At 39.9% G+C, this 17,859-nt stretch carries 16 protein-coding genes; 5 read left to right on the forward strand and 11 right to left on the reverse strand.

Translation table 11 applies throughout. The annotated features are described in order from the left end of the window. Window positions 1–639: 639 nt before the first annotated feature. Complete coding sequence (gene apcB / locus ACE1AT_RS27475) at window positions 640–1,149, reverse strand: allophycocyanin subunit beta (protein WP_374874198.1); 510 nt, start codon at window positions 1,147–1,149, stop codon at window positions 640–642. A 362-nt stretch (window positions 1,150–1,511) separates the two neighbouring features. Here apcB and glnA point away from each other — a divergent pair, with 362 nt between their 5' ends. Next, window positions 1,512–2,927, forward strand: coding sequence for a type I glutamate--ammonia ligase (glnA, locus tag ACE1AT_RS27480; protein WP_374874200.1), 1,416 nt, complete (start codon window positions 1,512–1,514; stop codon window positions 2,925–2,927). Window positions 2,928–3,087: 160 nt separating this feature from the next. On the opposite strand, the gene ACE1AT_RS27485 is transcribed toward glnA, so the two are convergent. Then, window positions 3,088–3,288, reverse strand: coding sequence for a hypothetical protein (locus ACE1AT_RS27485; RefSeq protein ID WP_016859834.1), 201 nt, complete (start codon window positions 3,286–3,288; stop codon window positions 3,088–3,090). Between the two features lie 350 nt (window positions 3,289–3,638). Here ACE1AT_RS27485 and ACE1AT_RS27490 point away from each other — a divergent pair, with 350 nt between their 5' ends. After that, window positions 3,639–4,694, forward strand: a complete 1,056-nt coding sequence (locus ACE1AT_RS27490) for a class I SAM-dependent methyltransferase (RefSeq protein WP_374874202.1) — start codon at window positions 3,639–3,641, stop codon at window positions 4,692–4,694. 688 nt (window positions 4,695–5,382) lie between these two features. Here ACE1AT_RS27490 and patX read toward each other — a convergent pair. Beyond that, window positions 5,383–5,688 carry a heterocyst-inhibiting protein PatX gene (gene patX, locus ACE1AT_RS27495; protein ID WP_374874204.1) on the reverse strand — a complete coding sequence of 102 codons (306 nt, stop codon included), beginning with the start codon at window positions 5,686–5,688 and terminating at the stop codon, window positions 5,383–5,385. 109 nt (window positions 5,689–5,797) lie between these two features. Next, entirely contained in the window at window positions 5,798–7,582 is a 1,785-nt protein-coding gene (locus ACE1AT_RS27500) for an FAD-dependent oxidoreductase (RefSeq protein ID WP_374874206.1), read from the reverse strand. Between the two features lie 540 nt (window positions 7,583–8,122). Here ACE1AT_RS27500 and ACE1AT_RS27505 point away from each other — a divergent pair. Beyond that, window positions 8,123–8,518, forward strand: a complete 396-nt coding sequence (locus ACE1AT_RS27505; protein ID WP_374874208.1) for a VOC family protein — start codon at window positions 8,123–8,125, stop codon at window positions 8,516–8,518. 40 nt (window positions 8,519–8,558) lie between these two features. Here the strand turns inward: ACE1AT_RS27505 and ACE1AT_RS27510 are convergent, their stop codons facing one another. From ACE1AT_RS27510 to yidD, 3 genes are all read right to left on the reverse strand, one after another. Further along, window positions 8,559–10,751, reverse strand: a complete 2,193-nt coding sequence (locus ACE1AT_RS27510) for a transglycosylase SLT domain-containing protein (protein WP_374874210.1) — start codon at window positions 10,749–10,751, stop codon at window positions 8,559–8,561. Window positions 10,752–11,220: 469 nt separating this feature from the next. Beyond that, the gene (locus ACE1AT_RS27515; protein ID WP_374874212.1) at window positions 11,221–12,264 is read right to left on the reverse strand and encodes a DUF1350 family protein; all 1,044 of its coding nucleotides are present in this window, start codon (window positions 12,262–12,264) and stop codon (window positions 11,221–11,223) included. Between the two features lie 540 nt (window positions 12,265–12,804). Next, window positions 12,805–13,095, reverse strand: a complete 291-nt coding sequence (yidD, locus tag ACE1AT_RS27520; protein ID WP_374874214.1) for a membrane protein insertion efficiency factor YidD — start codon at window positions 13,093–13,095, stop codon at window positions 12,805–12,807. Window positions 13,096–13,163: 68 nt separating this feature from the next. Here yidD and ACE1AT_RS27525 point away from each other — a divergent pair, with 68 nt between their 5' ends. Further along, window positions 13,164–13,871: a diacylglycerol/polyprenol kinase family protein gene (locus tag ACE1AT_RS27525; protein WP_374874288.1), complete on the forward strand. Its 708-nt coding sequence runs from the start codon at window positions 13,164–13,166 to the stop codon at window positions 13,869–13,871. 129 nt (window positions 13,872–14,000) lie between these two features. Here ACE1AT_RS27525 and ACE1AT_RS27530 read toward each other — a convergent pair whose 3' ends face one another. After that, entirely contained in the window at window positions 14,001–14,417 is a 417-nt protein-coding gene (locus ACE1AT_RS27530; protein WP_374874216.1) for a hypothetical protein, read from the reverse strand. A gap of 319 nt (window positions 14,418–14,736) precedes the next feature. On the opposite strand from ACE1AT_RS27530, the gene ACE1AT_RS27535 reads away from it, so the two are divergent. After that, window positions 14,737–15,441, forward strand: a complete 705-nt coding sequence (locus tag ACE1AT_RS27535) for a hypothetical protein (RefSeq protein WP_374874218.1) — start codon at window positions 14,737–14,739, stop codon at window positions 15,439–15,441. Window positions 15,442–16,194: 753 nt separating this feature from the next. Here the strand turns inward: ACE1AT_RS27535 and ACE1AT_RS27540 are convergent. From ACE1AT_RS27540 to ACE1AT_RS27550, 3 genes are all read right to left on the reverse strand, one after another. Beyond that, window positions 16,195–16,332 (reverse strand): hypothetical protein, encoded by a 138-nt coding sequence (locus ACE1AT_RS27540; protein ID WP_199780727.1) that lies wholly within the window; start codon window positions 16,330–16,332, stop codon window positions 16,195–16,197. Between the two features lie 378 nt (window positions 16,333–16,710). Beyond that, a complete protein-coding gene (locus ACE1AT_RS27545; protein WP_374874290.1) occupies window positions 16,711–17,106 on the reverse strand; it encodes a RidA family protein in 396 nt (131 codons plus the stop codon). 222 nt (window positions 17,107–17,328) lie between these two features. Continuing rightward, a complete protein-coding gene (locus ACE1AT_RS27550; protein WP_374874220.1) occupies window positions 17,329–17,754 on the reverse strand; it encodes an NUDIX domain-containing protein in 426 nt (141 codons plus the stop codon). Between the last annotated feature and the right edge of the window lie 105 nt (window positions 17,755–17,859).

The raw sequence follows: 17,859 nt of genomic DNA on the forward strand, positions 1-17,859 counted from the left end.
GGCCTTGATCTTGGGATTGAACACAAATAATTCTCTCGAATTCTTGTGTTGATGTACAGCCCCCCATTTATTCGCGAGAGATAATCGCGAATAAATTGGTCTTTTCACTCTCTTTTTGCAAAATTGGGATGCTCCCGTTTGATGAAATATTTCTAATGCAATTTCTTCCTGTGAACTAAAGCTAAATGACCAGGAAGACGTAGGTTTTCTTGATATTTTAAATAAGACAGCTGATTCTTGATTTGTGTTTTTTACAAGATAAAGGGATGGATGAATGGAAGATAAATAACTTATAGATATATAAGATGTTCTTTTGAGGAGTCGAAGAAAAGCCGCGCCGTGCAAAAATTCTAGATCATTAATACTCATGGAACTACTGCCAACAATCATCCATATAAGTAATATATTTTACAAATTTTTTAAGTAGTCATCCAATGGGAAGTAATTAATTTTTAGTATTAAAAAAAGTAAACGCACCTTGCCAATAAAGGCAAAGTGCGATAATCACAGCTTTTTATATATGGAATTGGCTAGTGCAACATAGCAGAAATATCTAGACAGTAAAAACTAGACGAAAAAACAGATTGTCTAAGCATGACAATTTCCTGTCTCTTGCCTTCTGCCTTATGCTGAATTACACTAAATATCCTTCTCGCTCAACTCTCTAGTCATGTAGTCAAACGGCTCATCTACAAAGCTAGTACTACTAACGCCAGCATCCGCTAATTGCTGCTTGACAATATCCTTCATCAGTTGGATACCACGAACTGTAGGGCCAATGGGAACACCCAAAGAATTATAAGTTTCCCGCAAACCTTGCAGCACGCGCTCATCCAACACATCCATACTGCCAGCTACAATGGCATAAGTAGCATAGCGCAGGTAGTAATCCATATCCCGTAGACAAGCCGCATACCGCCGAGTCGTATAAGCATTACCGCCGGGACGAATCAACTCTGGCTGTTCATCAAATAATTGAGAGCCAGCCTGCTTGACAATTGCCGCCGCATTTGCATTAATAGCTCCTGCGGCTTGTACTCGTGCCGTCCCGCTTTCAAAGTAGGACTTGAGAGTGTCGATCGCATTCCGATCAAAATACCGCCCAGCAACGTCATAATTCTTAATTAAACTTGTGACTGCATCCCGCATTCCTTTATCTCCCAATCATTGCTATTTATGGTTTGATATTTATTTGACTGCTTTTGCAAGCGGCTAATTTTTGTGCAAATGAATATTAAAAGAAGCTCAAGCACAAAAACAATAAATGCGCTACTTAAAGGATTCTATGCCAAAGTTGACCCCAACAGATGAACTGTCAAGTTTTGTAGAGTTAGTTCGGCAAAAGTAAACATAACCTATAAACATGATATTCTGTAACAAAAAATACAAAATATCTCAAATTTATATCATTAGGATATTCCAGGTGTCTTTAATGATTTGGGTTCATCAAGCAAGGTCAGCGTGCATTACATTGTGGTTTACTGTACTAAATTGGCGGAGAAGGAGTAACCATGACAACCCCACAAGAAGTCCTGAATATGATTCGGGACAACAACATTCAGATGATCGATCTGAAATTCATCGATACGCCAGGAATATGGCAGCACCTGACAGTGTTTCATAACCAAATCGATGAAAGTAGCTTCACAGACGGCGTACCCTTCGATGGTTCCAGTATTCGGGGTTGGAAAGCAATCAACGAGTCAGACATGTCAATGGTACTCGATCCAAACACTGCCTGGATCGACCCATTCATGAAAGAACCAACTCTCAGTATCATTTGTAGTATTAAAGAACCCCGTACAGGCGAATGGTACAGTCGTTGTCCGCGTGTAATTGCTCAAAAAGCATTAGACTATCTCGTTTCCTCCGGTCTTGGTGACACAGCCTTTTTTGGCCCTGAAGCTGAGTTTTTCATCTTTGATGATGTCCGTTTTGACCAAAACTCCCACGAAGGCTACTACCATGTAGACTCAGTTGAAGGGCGCTGGAACTCCGGTAAACAAGAAGGTCCCAACCTGGGTTACAAACCCCGCTTCAAAGAGGGTTATTTCCCAGTACCTCCCACCGATACTTTCCAAGATATTCGTACAGAAATGCTGCTGACAATGGCAAAATGCGGCGTGCCTATTGAAAAGCAGCACCACGAAGTAGCTACAGGTGGTCAGTGCGAACTCGGTTTCCGCTTTGGTAAATTGATTGAAGCTGCCGATTGGCTGATGACTTACAAATACGTCATCAAGAACGTAGCCAATAAATACGGCAAAACCGTTACTTTCATGCCTAAGCCTGTCTTCCAAGACAACGGTTCCGGTATGCACACCCACCAGTCTATTTGGAAAGACGGTCAGCCTTTGTTTGCAGGCGATAAGTACGCTGGCTTGAGTGAAATGGCACTACATTATATTGGTGGCATTCTCAAGCACGCGCCTGCACTATTGGCTATTACTAACCCCACCACCAACTCTTACAAGCGCCTAGTACCTGGTTACGAAGCACCTGTGAACTTGGCTTACTCCCAAGGAAACCGTTCTGCTTCAATTCGGATTCCTCTGTCTGGTACTAACCCCAAAGCCAAGCGCTTAGAGTTCCGTTGTCCTGATGCAACTTCTAACCCCTACTTGGCATTTGCTGCCATGCTATGTGCTGGTTTAGATGGCATCAAGAACAAAATTGATCCCGGTGAACCTCTGGATAAAAATATTTATGAACTCTCTCCAGAAGAACTGGCGAAAGTTCCTTCCACTCCTGGATCTCTAGAATTGGCATTGGAAGCACTAGAGAAAGATCATGCTTTCTTGACCGAACCTGGTGTCTTCACAGAAGACTTCATTGAAACTTGGATTTCTTACAAGCTAGACAATGAAGTTAACCCAATGCGTCTGCGTCCTCATCCTTATGAATTTGCTCTTTACTACGATTGTTAATTTCAAAGGGTTAGTGGTTGGTAGTTAGTGGTTAATTATAAATAACTACTAGCGATTCTCCATAAAACCAGACGTATTATTTGAAAGCATAAATACAGCCACCCTGTTTGGGTGGCTTTTTTTAGGTTTCTCTACCACTGTAGGGGCGCAGACGCGAGTTTTAACTCATCGCAGCATTACTGCGGTCATAGTTCATGCGAGCATTGTGGTCTATTTTCCCTTGAGTCGGGTTCCAGTAGTGAGATATTTCTCCAGGAAGACCCAATTCTTCCCCTGCACGTTCTAGCATCGATTGTTGCCGATTTTTGATCAGCTGATAATGACGCATCATTAAAGCACGAGCTTTGTCTTGGGTAGACATACCAGAGTCCTCCCTGTAGTTTTAATTTGATTGATTTGTTTGTCTCCATTAATAAGATAGCAGGATAATTCTGTATCATAAGTTACGAAATGATACAGTTTAATAAAATTTCATATTTCATTGACTAGTACTCTGTCACGTTAAAGGGTTTGTAGTGAGCGCTTAGGCGCTCAATTCAGCACTAAAGTGCTTACTACAAACTCCTGAATTTTTATTTTCGTTGTTTCTTCTCAGTTGCTCTTCATTGGTTTGACTTGTTTGCTCAATAGATCATTCTCAAGATTAATGAATTAATAGTTACAATTGTTTAAGTTAGATAAATAAAAATAAAGACAAGCCAAGCCATTCACATGTCCGACACATTAACGAAGCTGACTTATCAAACATTTCAGCAGGGTAAAAACTATTTTGGTTTAGCTCATAAAACATTAAGCGTACGCTTGTTAAATTTAATCTCTCCTTTTGAGCAGCAAACCAAACCCGTCCCGACAGAAGTTTTACTCAAATTTCAAAAAAAGCTAGATAATTTACTAGAAAGTGATTGGCAAGATGCAGAGCAGGGTGTATATCCTACGAGCTTGCTGTTTGATAATCCTTGGCAAGACTTTTTCCAGTACTATCCAGTAGTATGCCTAGATTTATTCCAAACGTGGGAGCGGGCCAAACAGAAGAATTATCAAGACTTTCCCACAGATGTGGACACTTCTGGTTATCCCAGTTATTACGTACAGAACTTCCATCACCAGACTGATGGCTATTTGAGCGAATTGTCAGCCAATCTCTACGATTTACAGGTGGAAATTCTGTTTGGTGGTACAGCAGATCCCATGCGACGGCGAATTCTCGCACCTCTTAAGAAAGAACTAGAATTTTTTGCTGATTTACCACATCGGCAAATACGCATTTTAGATGTAGCTTGTGGAACGGGTCGGACTTTAAAAATGATTCGTGCAGCTTTCCCGCAAGCATCGCTGTTTGGTACGGATTTGTCGCCAGCTTATTTGCGAAAAGCAAATGAATTATTAAGCCAAATTCCAGGAGAATTAGCACAATTATTACAGGCTAACGCTGAAGAGTTACCCTACCTGGATAATTATTTTCATGCAGTTACTTCTGTGTTTCTTTTCCATGAATTACCTGCGGGGGTACGCCAGCGAGTGATTGAACAATGCTACCGGGTAACAAAACCAGGAGGAGTGTTTATTATTTGTGACTCTGTGCAAATGAGTGACTCTCCAGAAATGGAACCATTCATGGAAAACTTCCACCAAATGTACCATGAACCCTACTATAAACATTACATGACTGATGATTTAGTAGAGCGTTTAGAAAAAGCAGGTTTTGAGAATGTTGAAATACAAGTCCATTTGATGAGCAAGTATTTGATTGCTCACAAGCCAGTTTGACCAAACCCCTTGGGCGGGTTTAGAGGGATAAGGGTGTGGGGGTGTAAGGGGAAGAAGTAGCAGCTTTCTTTTCCCTACACCCCTATGTGTTATTTTTTAGCAAAAAGCAAAATAGTTGTGCGAAATGATGGTAGCGGAACCAAGATGACTAGCGCTTGTTGAAATATTTCTGAGCAAGCACAGGCTTTGATTTGCTAAGAGTAATGTTGTTTGCAACCTCAACAAAGTTCTTTTTTTCCCCGATGCAAGATACCAGTAGCTCAACACAGAAAAAAGCCTGAGTAAGATATCAGAGAGTTGCTTTCTTGCCTATTTCCCTAATAATCGAGATATATCAGCAAACATATGTGCTTACGCTGCACTGGTAGACGAAGTGACACCCTTTTCCTGATTATTTGAGGTTTGCGATCGGGATATGCTTATTTGTTTGAGGAGTGATGGTGTTTGCAATACGGATTTTGATTGATTTTGCCTTCTGTTCGCAACGGTGGAAGACCCTTTATTTACACGGAGATTACAGAATTGATACAGAGCGATTACCTGACTTAGTTGTGTCTCAACTGTTATATACTTGCTATAGAAGGTGTGTAACAGATGTTTTCGTAAAACATCGTGTTGGGGTGTAATCTGAATTCCTTGCTACCAACAAAACTACTAGCCTATAAAGATTGTCTTCAGTATGACGTTGTTAGATAACAACATGCTTGTTACCAGGATGTTGGATTAAATCTCTACGTGAACCACCCTTAGCAGGACGGTTCCTGGGAGTAGTTTTTGCAGATAGCAAAAGATAAGACACTCTTTGTCTTTCTCGATCGCGTCCACTACCCCGATAAGGAGAGGACTTTTGAGGTTTAGATTTTGCCGAGATTAAAAAGTGGGAACTAGAGTGAGATGGCGACATATCGGATAGGGAACTAGCAACTGTTTGGCTGTTCACAGCCAAGCTGCTCAGTAACAGACCTGTAACTAAAAGTGAAATGGCAGCACGCATAACAAGTGTCTATTTTAGAACTCTTCATTTACTTGATACTGAGTTTCTTTTACTGCTTCCGGACAATTTCGTCAAAAAGTATTGTTTTTAACTGAAAAAAATATTTGAATCAGTCATGGGTATTTTCCACTAGTAACCAACGACCAGCCTGATTGAGATAACCCCAAAAATTGAGCTGTTGCCCATGGGGTGAAGTTTGCAGCAGTTCGTTGATTGGCGATCGCAAAGTCACAAGCTGCCAAATTTGGCCTTTGTATGAAGCTGGGATCATAATTGTGAAGTTGTAATCTTGCTGATTTAGGCGGTGAAAAATACCTTGGAAACGGTTAAAATTTTGTTCTTGCCTAGTTTTTTTACTGCCGTGATCGTACTGATAAGCAGAGTCATCAGGACAATAGCCGTTACATGGATATTGTTCTGGATTATCTAAGTAGTATTGTTGCCAATGTAGCCAATTTATACTAGTAAGCGAGACATTGAATAACGGAATGACTGCTGTCGGTGCTATTTGATCTAGCAGTAAAGCTGTTTGCAAGACTCTAACGGGTAATTCTCTGGGCTGACAATTCAACTCTACGCAAATAGCAGCAGCCATCCCTGCTGCTTGACCAATACCCATGACTACAGGTTGCAATCTAGTTGCACCATTGGCTATATGAGACACAGAAATATTCTTTTCACACACTAATAAACCATCTGTCTCTACCGGAATGAGACAACGGTAAGGAATAGTGAAGGGAGTTCCTGTCCAGCGCCCTCCCCAACGAATTGATTTTGGTTGTAAGTCAAAGTTCACACCAGGATAATGATGGTCGTTGGCGTAGTTACCAATGGCGATCGCATCTATATTTAACGCTGCTACCGTACCTCCTGCTACTGGCAAAATATCCTGTTCTCTTATAGTAGTTAGCCCTACTAGACGGCGACTTTCTCGGTAATAAGGATGTAACGCATAAGCACCTGTGCGATTTTGGATTTTTTGGATTTGGGGAAAGATACCATCTGCTAAACCGTAACGACGACCAAGCTGATTTTGAATAAAATGGGCAAAATTTTGACTATGCCAAAAGCATTCTTGCTGAAATTCTTGCCTTGCTGCTTCAGACTGGATCAATCTACCCACACCTTCACCATAATCGTTACCGTGAATCGGCCAATTGATCATGAACCGATTTCCTGGTAAGCGCCCGTAGTTCAAAAAATTCTCAGCGCCATAGTCATCCCAAGCACCAGTAAACAGTGATGGGTCGTAGTTTGGTGCAGATGGGATTTCTGGGGCAATAGCTTCACCGTAATCTTGCATCACCACTACCCAGGTTGGGGCTTGCACAGGATATTTTGCTGTGAGAGAATTAAAATCAGCTGGGGCGCTAGTTTCTCCAAACTCCGACTGCAACTCCCAACCCCAGCGATGAAATATTTCAGCCAAAGCCAATAAATCTCCTAATTCTGTGCCGTCAAGAGTTACCTTGGCTTTAACAGTAAAATCTGCAAACCTAACGCCAGTTATACAATCTCCTTCTCGCAAAACCTCCAAAGGCACATATCCAGGAATCCAAAGCAGATTTGGTAATTCTCGCACCCAATCTGCAAAAATTTCCGCACCTATACACGGGTCATAACTAAAAAAGCTGACCCAACTATTATTCAACCCTCCTGGTTGTCGCTGCTGTAATTCTTGTAAAAACGTCCCCCACAAACCTGTTTGAAAAGCTTCTAATTCATTACCATCCGGTGCAGATACACCCGCAGACGTTAGCATTCCTCCTAACCAAGAAAATTCGCTGACGAGGATAGTTTTTACTCCCCGTCGCGCTGCTTGGATAGCAGCTGCGGTTCCACCTGTTCCACCACCGACAACTAAAACATCCGCTTGATATGTCTGATTCACCATCTTCTAACCTCATTAGATTTCCGAATATATTTTCACCAATTGCTTGGGAATCAGACACTTGCAAAATAAACTCATAACGATTATGATTTTATTTAAAGAGCTAGATTAAAAATTCCAGGTATGGAAAACCTTATTATCGGTGCGATCGCCAGTTTAGGCGCAGGACTTGCGAGATTGGGAAATCTCTTTAATTTAAGGCAATACGGTTCAGTTAAGGTTTTGATCTACCCCTGTTGAGGCGCGAGTCTTGAAATGATTAATTTGTCTTGGTGTCTTTGCGGTGAAAAAGATAATCTTTAAACCACCAAGACACTAAGACACAAAGAGTGCTAACTAAACCGTATTGTAATTTAAGGGACTGCTCAGAAAGTTAGGAATTAGTTATTGAAGTTATTGAAGCGAAATATTTGGAGACTCAATTAATAAGTACATAAACAAAATTAATTAATATTCTTCAAGCTATTCCCTATTCCCTGTTCCCTGATATCTATAAATAAATTTAATTTTGCCTAATCAGTTCTCAAATCACTGGAGTAAAATATGAACTTGATTCGCTTTGAACACGTTAACCTTTCTTGTAAAAATCTAGACGCCAGCCGCAATTTTTACCAGAATTTATTTCCTGATTGGTATGTTCGTGCAGAAGGTGTATTTAATGGTCGGCGTTGGATACATTTTGGCGATCGCCAATTTTATTTAGCATTAAATGATCAGCATGGTCAAGAACGTGTACATAATTCCTATGAAAACATTGGTATTAACCACGTTGGTTTTGTGATTAAAGATGGCGAAAGCATGAAAAATTTGCTGGAGGATAAAGGCATTGAATATTATACAATGTCATCACCAGAAACAAAGCATAGAATTTATGTTAATGACCCCGATGGTAACGAAATTGAGCTAGTGGAATATAACCAAGACTATGCTTTGAAATAATTCTTGATTGAGTGTGCGTTATCGATAACGCACACTCTCGTTACTGTTGCGGTAATGGTGGATGTTTGGCTGAGTATTGTTTGACTAACCGAGAAATTTCGGGGTTATAAAGTCGCAAATAATTCCAGTAATTTCCAAATACTTGACGTACATAATTTTTAGTTTCATCAAATGGTATGACTTCAACAAACTCATCTGGATCTTGTGTTGGTATAGTTTGCAACCACTTAGCAACGTTACCGGGGCCAGCATTATAACTCGCGATCGCCAGCAACGAGTTATTACCATATTGCTCATGAGTATGATCTAAATACCAAGTACCCAACATGATATTGTCGTTGGGGTGTTCGAGGTTAATTTTTTTACTATCCTCTTTAATTTGAGGAGCAATCCACTTAGCTGTATCTGGTAATACCTGCATTAAACCCGTCGCATTTGCAACAGATTTAATTTTTGGTTGAAACCGTGACTCTTGACGAATCAATGCTGTCACCAATAAAGGATTTAGCTGGCGTTGTTTTGACCAATATTCTATTTCTTTAAGATAAGGAAAAGGATAACGAGCTTGCCAGTAAGTGATTTGTTTACTTAAATTTTCATATTCAGCTTTTTCTTCTGGTTTTTCTCGGTCTTCCAATTTAGAGATTGTGTCAATTCCACGTAAATTTTCTCCTTGAGTCAGCAGCATCAAACCCTTGGTAAATTGTTGTGCTACTGTAGGTTGGGCTTTGTTGTTAAATTCAGCTTCCCATTGCAACCAAGCATCACGGTCTTGACCAAGCAAATATAATTCTTTGAAGGTTTCAGAACCAGCTGTGGGTACAGGGCGCACAAGGGGAACTACTTCTGGTGTTAACTGACGGACATTGTTGAAGTTGCCGACATTTAATCCCAGAGTCACAGCCGATCGCCACGCATAATAAGACTGGGGAAAATTGCTAATTACATACTCATAAGCTTGTGTAGCTTCCTGCATTTTCCCTAAATTTGTTGCCCATCTCCCGATCCAAAAACCCGCTCTCGGAGCCAAAATACTATCAGGGTTAGTGCTAGGAATTGGTTCTGCCCATTGCCATGCAGCTTGGTAATCTTTGGCTTCAGCTTTTTCTAATGCCATTTTCCAACGGTATTGTGCTGCTTCTTCAGTATTTCCGTACTTGCTAATCAATAATTGCAGCGCTGTATTTGCTCCGTTGGTGTCATTTTGGGCTTGTAAGATTTTGACTTTTGCTAACAGTGCTTCTCCTGCTAGATCAGGAAATGTACTGATAATTTGGTCAAGATAAGGTAAAGCATTTTGACGTGGTTTGCTCAGTTCTGCCAAACGCAGCAAAGCTGTACCTGTTTCTTGGGCTTCTGGGAAAGCACTAATTAGTTGTTTGTAGATAGCGATCGCTTGATCTCGTTTACCATCTATCTGTAATCCCCGCGCCAGACGATAGAGGTTACGCGGTGTCTTGGTTGATTTGGAGTAGACTTCTGCTGCTTTGGCAAATTGATTATTTTCCCAATAGGCGTTAGCAACAATTTCCCACTCTTCTGGCTTCAAAGTCGCATTTTTAACCAGAGCATCTAAGATGGGTATAATTTCTGGTTGGTCGTAGGCGTGTTTTGCCAAAATTAGTTGTAATTCTGGCTGATTGGGATTTTTTGCCAAGCGTTTGCGAATAATATCCCAAGTAAGGGGATGGGAAGGAAAAGAGGCGATCGCTTTTTCTTGATATTCGGGTAACGCTATTAAATAAAGGGCTTTAACACTGGCTGGATGTGTAGGATAATTTTTTACCACTGCCTGTCTATCATCAGAGGCTTTACCCGCTTCTGCTAAAATGTCATACGCTTGGGCCCTTTTCAGCAAAACATAGGGCGCCAGCTGTGGATAGTCTTTTTCCAGCCCTTCCAAGAGACTTAACGCCTGTTTACCTTCATTGCGTTCAACTAAATCACTGGCTAGCAAATAACGAGCGCGGTTCCGATCTTGTGATGGAAACCCTTTGGCTAATTCCTCAAGTTTTTCTGCTCTTTGGCTAGGAGATTGGAGTACCAAAGAGAAAACAGCTGACTCAGCTTTAGTTGCTTCTGTCAGTTGTTCTGACTGATTATTAAATTGCTTGAGCCATTGTCCAAGATATCTTCCCATCTGAGGGGCTGAAACCATCGCCCCAGCCAGAAAGGCACATATTCCTGCACCCACAATCAGAGAAATTTGTTTTTTCTGTAGCTTCTTCAGCATTGAGACCCGCTGAAAGTTTGACATGAATTTCTTGCCACTTTAGCATTACTAATGCTGTGGAGAACCATTTTTGCCTTTCAATTTTTTATTGAACACAAAAAATTTGCAGTTGATTGCGATCGCCATTTTTATACTTCTGTTAAGAAAAAATTATCAACATAATTTGAGATTCAGCATCATCCAATAGGTATATTTTCATGCTTGAACTTGCTATTCGTCTTCACCCAAATGTATTACCCTATCAAGTAAAAGTCTGTGGTTTACCTATGGTACTGGGTAAAAACTGAACTTTAACCAAAAGCGATCGCATTTTCAGGAGATCAACCTAAAAAACAAAACAAACCTCTCCCCTAATGCCTTTCCTTAGCAAGGAGAAGGGTAGCGTAGACGGGGTGAGGTCTGATATTTAATTTGATTGATTTAACTTAGCAGCAATTACACAAAGTAAGATTGAATCGTAACTAGCTAATTAACTTACCTTGCTTGTAACTATAGGTGTTGGGTTTTGGGATGATTGTACTACTGATCCAGTCCGTTTTTCCGAACTAAGTACCTGTTCTTTTTGTCTAAGATTCTGTAAGAATTGCAGCACTACACCTTCTAGTTGTCTATATTTGATCGGTTCAATAAATTTGTCCAGTGGGTTGAAATCAACGACATATTCACCGATTTGATTCCCAACAGGTTCTAAGTGCTTACAATGTCTACCTTGTACTGTTCGTGTATCTGGTAGTTCTTGATGAAGAATATTCTCTAAGTTTTGCAATAACCACAATACATCACTATTTTCTTGAGTTTTCTTGTCTTTGTCTTTGTCAGTTTCACTACCAGCGATAGTGTCTCGATCAAAAGAAATAATTCCTGTTAATTTAAATAACTCACTTTCTTTAATAAAAAATTGAGTTTGCTTTCTGGTAGGTATAACACCGAGTCCCAGTCTATCTAATGAATGCGCGATAAACGCCAAAGGTTGGGGAACTGCGCTTTCTGTATCACTGATATCTGGTGCAACTAGTAAAGATGGTTGACCTTTAATATTGCGTCTTTCCGCAGGAATTTGACTGAGATAGTTTTTAATTTTTTGTATTTGACCTTTACAAGTTTTTTCAGGACATTTTTGTAAAATTGGTTCCCAATCGTTACTCAGAAACTCTAAAAGAGTGATATATTTACAGCCCAAGCTATGAGCAAGCCAATAGTATTTTTTCTTATCCTGATATATTTCGGATTGGTAATTCAGTGATTTAGCGATTTGAGTAATAGCGTCTGCTAGTATCCCTTGTTCTTGTAATAAACTAATGGCAATCGGCCAATGGCGGAAACTGAAACGAAACGGTAACGCAATGACTGTATAACCTTGTGCAAAAATTTTTCTTAAAAAATATCGATAAAATACAGTTGGGAAAGTTCCAAAAAAAGCTCCACCAATAAATTGAACTACACCTTTTGGTTCAGGATGAATTGCAACCCAACTATGAGAAACAGGATAAAATTTAAATTCTGCATCGCTCATAATATATGCTCCATCAGTATTAAAAAAGTAGTGAGTATCGTAATTTCACCCATACTTGCAAGATCATTTGCACAGATATTGTCTTAAAAATTCACAAAATCTCAGTAGGGATTATCTGATTTAGTTATCTATTGGGAGCTACAAAATAGAATTATTTGATTCCGGATTTTAGCTAATATTTTTTAGTAAAATGAAAATCTCAGCTTTTGCTCTTGCAAAGCCTAGAGAGTTCAAGCATGAGAAATCCTGTGAGTGATTTTGAGATACTCACAGGTGACTCTTAAGTGAGGGTGTTAAGTGTAATACCAAAAAACAAAAATATAGTATAGTTTTTGACAATAAAATTAATAGAATTGGTCATTTGTCATTTGTCATTGGTTATTTGTCAATAGTCAAGCGTCAATAAATAGTCATATCATGTTCGGTAAAAGACTTATCATTAAGGCTGAGGCGGGGACGCGGGGAGTTTTTTTGATAAGTGATTAGGCGGACATGATATCAATAGGCAAGATTTAAACCTCAACTTTCCAGTTTCAAACCTCAACGTTCTAGTTTCAAGGCGATTTCTTCTCCCTTGTCTCCCTTACCGTCTCCCCCGTGTCCCTGATCCCCATTTTCCACTTCTGGTACAGGATCGTAACCACCTGAATGAAACGGATGACAACGTAGGATGCGTCGAATTGCTAACCAAGAACCACGCCAGGGGCCAAATCTTTCAATGGCTTGAATAGCATACATAGAACAGGTAGGCTGGAAGCGACAGGTAGGGAGAAATAAAGGTGAAATGAACATTCGGTAGAAGCGAATCAGCCAAATCAATAATAGTTTCATCAAGATCACGTTTTTCTAATAAATTGGTATGGTAACAAAGGTCAAGTTTTTTATTTAAATCTTTGCTGTTGTTAAGTTTGTTTTCCGATCAAGAGTTCATTCCTTCTCTAGGACTGCAACTTGCTAGCGTTGCAGCTTGGTTGTCCCTCGTGATGTTAACTGCATGGGGGGTTAATCGTTTTGTGAAAGCAGATCCAGAAATTGTGCGGAAGATTGTGCATATCGGAACTGGTAATGTGATTTTGCTGGCTTGGTGGCTAAAAATTCCGGCGATTGCAGGTATTACAGCCTCAGTTTTAGCCAGTGCTGTGACTTTATTGTCTTACCGTTTTCCTATTCTCCCCGGTATTAATAGTGTAGGACGGCGGAGTTTTGGGACTTTCTTCTATTCTATGAGTATCGGTGTTTTGGTTGCTTGGTTTTGGTATCTGCAACAACCCTATTATGCGGCACTAGGTATTTTAACAATGGCTTGGGGAGATGGACTCGCTGCCATCATCGGACAGCGATTTGGTAAACATAAATATCAACTTTTTGGAGGACAAAAAAGCTGGGAAGGTTCTTTGACAATGGCGATCATCAGTTTTGTTATCTGTAGCTTGATTTTGTTGAGTGTGCAAGGTAACTCTTGGCAAGTTTGGATGATATCTGTGTTAGTCGCTTTAGTAACTACTGGTTTAGAAACTATTTCTTTTGCTGGAATTGACAATTTGACAGTTCCCTTGGGTAGTGCGGCCCTGGCTTTTGTGCTAACTAAATTATTGGTTAGTGGTTAGTTCTTGGTCAAACAATTTTGGATTTTGGATTGATCCCACAACCCCGATTCCCCCAATTTGGGGGTTAGGGGAGGGGCTTCGTCCAAAATATAAAATCGAATGACTTTTGACTTGTTTTCCCCTGTGATACTAATATCTACGGTAATAAAAGGTTTTTTGCGGAAAATTTACTCCGTGACGATAGGTTTTACGGTAGCGTACTGCTGGATGGTAATAATAAACCCTTTGATAATGAGGTCTATAGTGATACCGTCTGTTATAACGCTGTCTATAATAAGGCTGCCTATAATGACGATGTCTATAATGGGGATTTCGTCTGTAGTGGCGATTTTGTCTGTAGTGGCGTGTTCTTCTGTAGCGATAATGTCTGTGTCGTTGACTAATTTTGTAATCTTGGTTATGTGTTGTTTGTTTTAGTTCTACTGCCTCAGCTTCTTGTTGTGAAATGATGGGTGTTTGAGTAGGTGACAAGGTATGTGCTGCGGCTACTTCTAATCCCAAGCTGATAGGCAATACCAAAGTACTGACTACGAACTTCCAAAACATTATTTTAGCTCCTAATTTTTGTGTTTTTGGCTAAACCTTTCTCAATCCTCGATTTACTCTTCACCGACAAGGTTGGAAGGTTAATTTTTATGCTTGGTGGTTCACGCAGTTCTTATTTACTGCCAAAAATGGCTAGTTTGAGATTCCATCCCGTTTTAAAGACCAGGTTTTTGGTCTAGGAAACGATTATCACCAAATGTTTTTACAAAGATAGTTCGTGGTGAACTGACATCTAAAAATAATTTCGTTATTTGTTAAAACTTTACAAAAATATATAAACTAATAGAAGCTATTGAACGATGACAGCAATAAAACTTAAATGACTTTTGCGCCATTATCTCAACCACTCCTACGTGAGAAACAAGAAGAGTTAGATATTCAAGATTTAGAAGGTTTATTACGCCTTGATTTGAAACTTGGTAAATTCAATCTTTTGTCAGGTTTTTATACCCGAATAGATCAAGTATTTATCCTTTGGGGTTTGATTTGTGCTGGTATTTTTCTTACAGCTCAATTTCTACCTGTTAGCTGGTATACACAAGCTATCTTGTGGTCAGTACTTACCTTTGTCGCTAGTATAAGCATGATAGTTTTGACATGGTTTTGGGTAAGTGTAGAAAAGCTGCGTTGGTTGTTATATGGTTGGGTAATCTTAATGGTTGGAGGTGTTAGCCTGACTGATTTGGGGATTTTTTGTGGTTGGGGTACAGTTTTGATGTACCTATGTCCTTTATGGTTAACAATCAGCGCTGCTGGTTACTTATTGACAGCTTGGGGCGTGCGATCGCGTACCTTTTTAATGATGGCTATAATTCACCTCACTAGTATTGCTGTTTTACCCCTATGCAGTGGTTGGCAATTTTTCGCTACTGGAATTGTTATGGCAGCAAGTTTACTAGTATTAGCAGAATGGCAATGGGATATGCACCAGCCACTCAAAGATTACGCTATCTTAACCCCAGAACAAAAGTTATTTAATCAACAACAATATGAGCTTCGGTTAACTAAAAAATCAAAAGTTTAAATTTTCTGTACTTTAGACTACAGATACTAGGTTTTACTTCAAAATAAAAATATGCAGCGTATATAAAAAAGTAAACTGCTTGTACAAATCACTTTTGCAAGAACTCTAGTAATATATATGTTGCATGATCGACGCAGGATTTATGCTGTTTGTCCTGTTCATCGCTGTCCGAAGGAGAACGGCGTCAGGGTAGCGAGCGATCGCGTATGTTCAAATAAAAATCAATAGTCAATACAACCCGTTTATTTACTGACTTTTTCGGTGTGTGGAGAAACTTGATAGAGAAGGATGAAAGACGTTGTAAGTCTGTTTTCCTTTATGCTTAGTAGACTTCTTGCACTCATTACATAAGTACAAGAGTTTGGATGCATATTTTAGGGTAAAGAGGAAAGGGAAAGGATTTTCAATCCCTTTAACCCTTCCCCCTTAGCTTTCCCCTGACTAATGCAAGAAGTCTAGTTTGTGGTGTAGGGTTTTTGCCGTTTCCCCTGCTTTGCAGTCACCGGAGGGATGCTAAAACATCCATAAGAACAGCCTGAGGTTTCTGACACTAATCAGAAAAAACTTCAAAATCCGGGTGTTGATTTTTAACAGAATTCTTGTAAATTAATAAAAAGTTATCCCGCTTGATTGATTTGTTCACAAGCGGGTTTATTAAATAACATAAAAAATATCGGTGGATTTCATTTTTTCCACCGATGTTGAATTGATTGACTCATCTTAATCTTTTACCAACTACTGATTAATTTTTATTTATTCAGAAAAAACATCTCCCGTGTATGGTTGGACGCCAATATTCGGATAAGCGTCATCATTCGGGCCAAATATCCGTACTGCTGCTTCAGTAATATAGCGAGTTATACTAGCAATGATATTGGAGATAGCCCTCATAATTAGACTCCCTCTTTTTTATTAGTTTTATCAGAATATTTCTACTCTAATCTAGACTTTTTGATTTGCTCATATCTTCAATATATTGACATTGAAGGAAATATTACTTGACAAATATTTTCATAGCTTTAGCAATAAGAATAGTAATACTTTATTGTTTGAACTATGAATGTAAACCAAAATAGTTTGAAAGCAAAAAATCAAAAAACTAAAATATTGTGAATTAATTTGTCTCTTCATCAAAAACAGCGATCGCACCAGTAGGAAAGATAGAGAGACAAGGGAAGGGAGACAAGGGAGACAACTTCTCAGTTATCAGTTAACAGTTAACAGTTACCAGTTTAATTTGATCAGTGATCAGTGATCACTGCCCAACCACTAATCACTAACCACTGCTATACAATCAATCTCTACCAACACATCCTTAGGTAAACGCGATACCTGTACACATGCTCTTGCTGGCGCTGTCGCTTCGTCAAAATATTTTGCATACACTCCATTCACCGCTGCAAAATCATTCATATCAGCTAAAAACACAGTCGTTCTCACCACATCAGCAAAACTAGCTCCTCCAGCTACCAAAATCGCCTCTAAATTTGCCATTACCTGCTCAGTTTGCTTTTTGACATCTCCCTCACCGACAATTGCACCAGTCTTTGGATCAAGTGCAATCTGTCCCGCTACAAACATCATTTTCCCAGCAGCAGCGATCGCCTGATTATAAGGGCCTACTGGTGCTGGTGCGTTCTCAGTACGGATAATCTCTTTACTCATGGTTTTTGTGTCATTTGTCATTTGTTATTGGTCATTGGTCATTGGTCATGAATCAGTTAACAGTTAACTGATAATTTGTCTCCCGTGTCTCCCTTGTCCCTAATCTCTGATTCCTGATCCCCGATCTCCAATCCCCGATCCCCGTTGCCCCTTATCCCCAGAGGGGGCCCCACCTGCCCCTTATCCCCAAAGGGGACCCCTACCTTCCCCGATCCCCAATCCCTACCTCGGACGTATTCCATAATGTCGATATCGCCAATAATCTCGCAAAATTGTATCGTGATCGAAACACAAATTATCAGGTACACGCCAAGACTCAAAAAATTCTATTCCTTTGGCATCATCTCCCGCCTGGGGTTCACCTTTTGCCGTTGCTAAAAATACAATACTGATCGTGTGCTTGCGGCGATCGCGTGCTGGGTCAGAATAAACATGAAATTGTTCAATCAACTCCACCTCTAAACCAGTCTCTTCCAAGGCTTCGCGCCGCGCTGCTGCTTCCACAGTTTCTCCGTAATCGACAAAACCACCAGGTATGGCCCAACCTAACGGTGGATTATGTCTCTCAATTAACACTATTGGTCGATGAGGTCGGTCAAGCAATTCGATGATGATATCAACAGTCGGGATAGGATTTTGATAACTCATAAAACATCAATTGTGACATCAAATCTGGTTTTCAGATAGCTGAAAGTCAACAACTGTTCCGTGTTAAATTCAGTGCATATCTTTGCTCTTTTATAGTTCAGGGTA

The sequence above is a fragment of the Pelatocladus sp. BLCC-F211 genome, from assembly GCF_041928655.1.
Lineage (GTDB): Bacteria > Cyanobacteriota > Cyanobacteriia > Cyanobacteriales > Nostocaceae > Pelatocladus.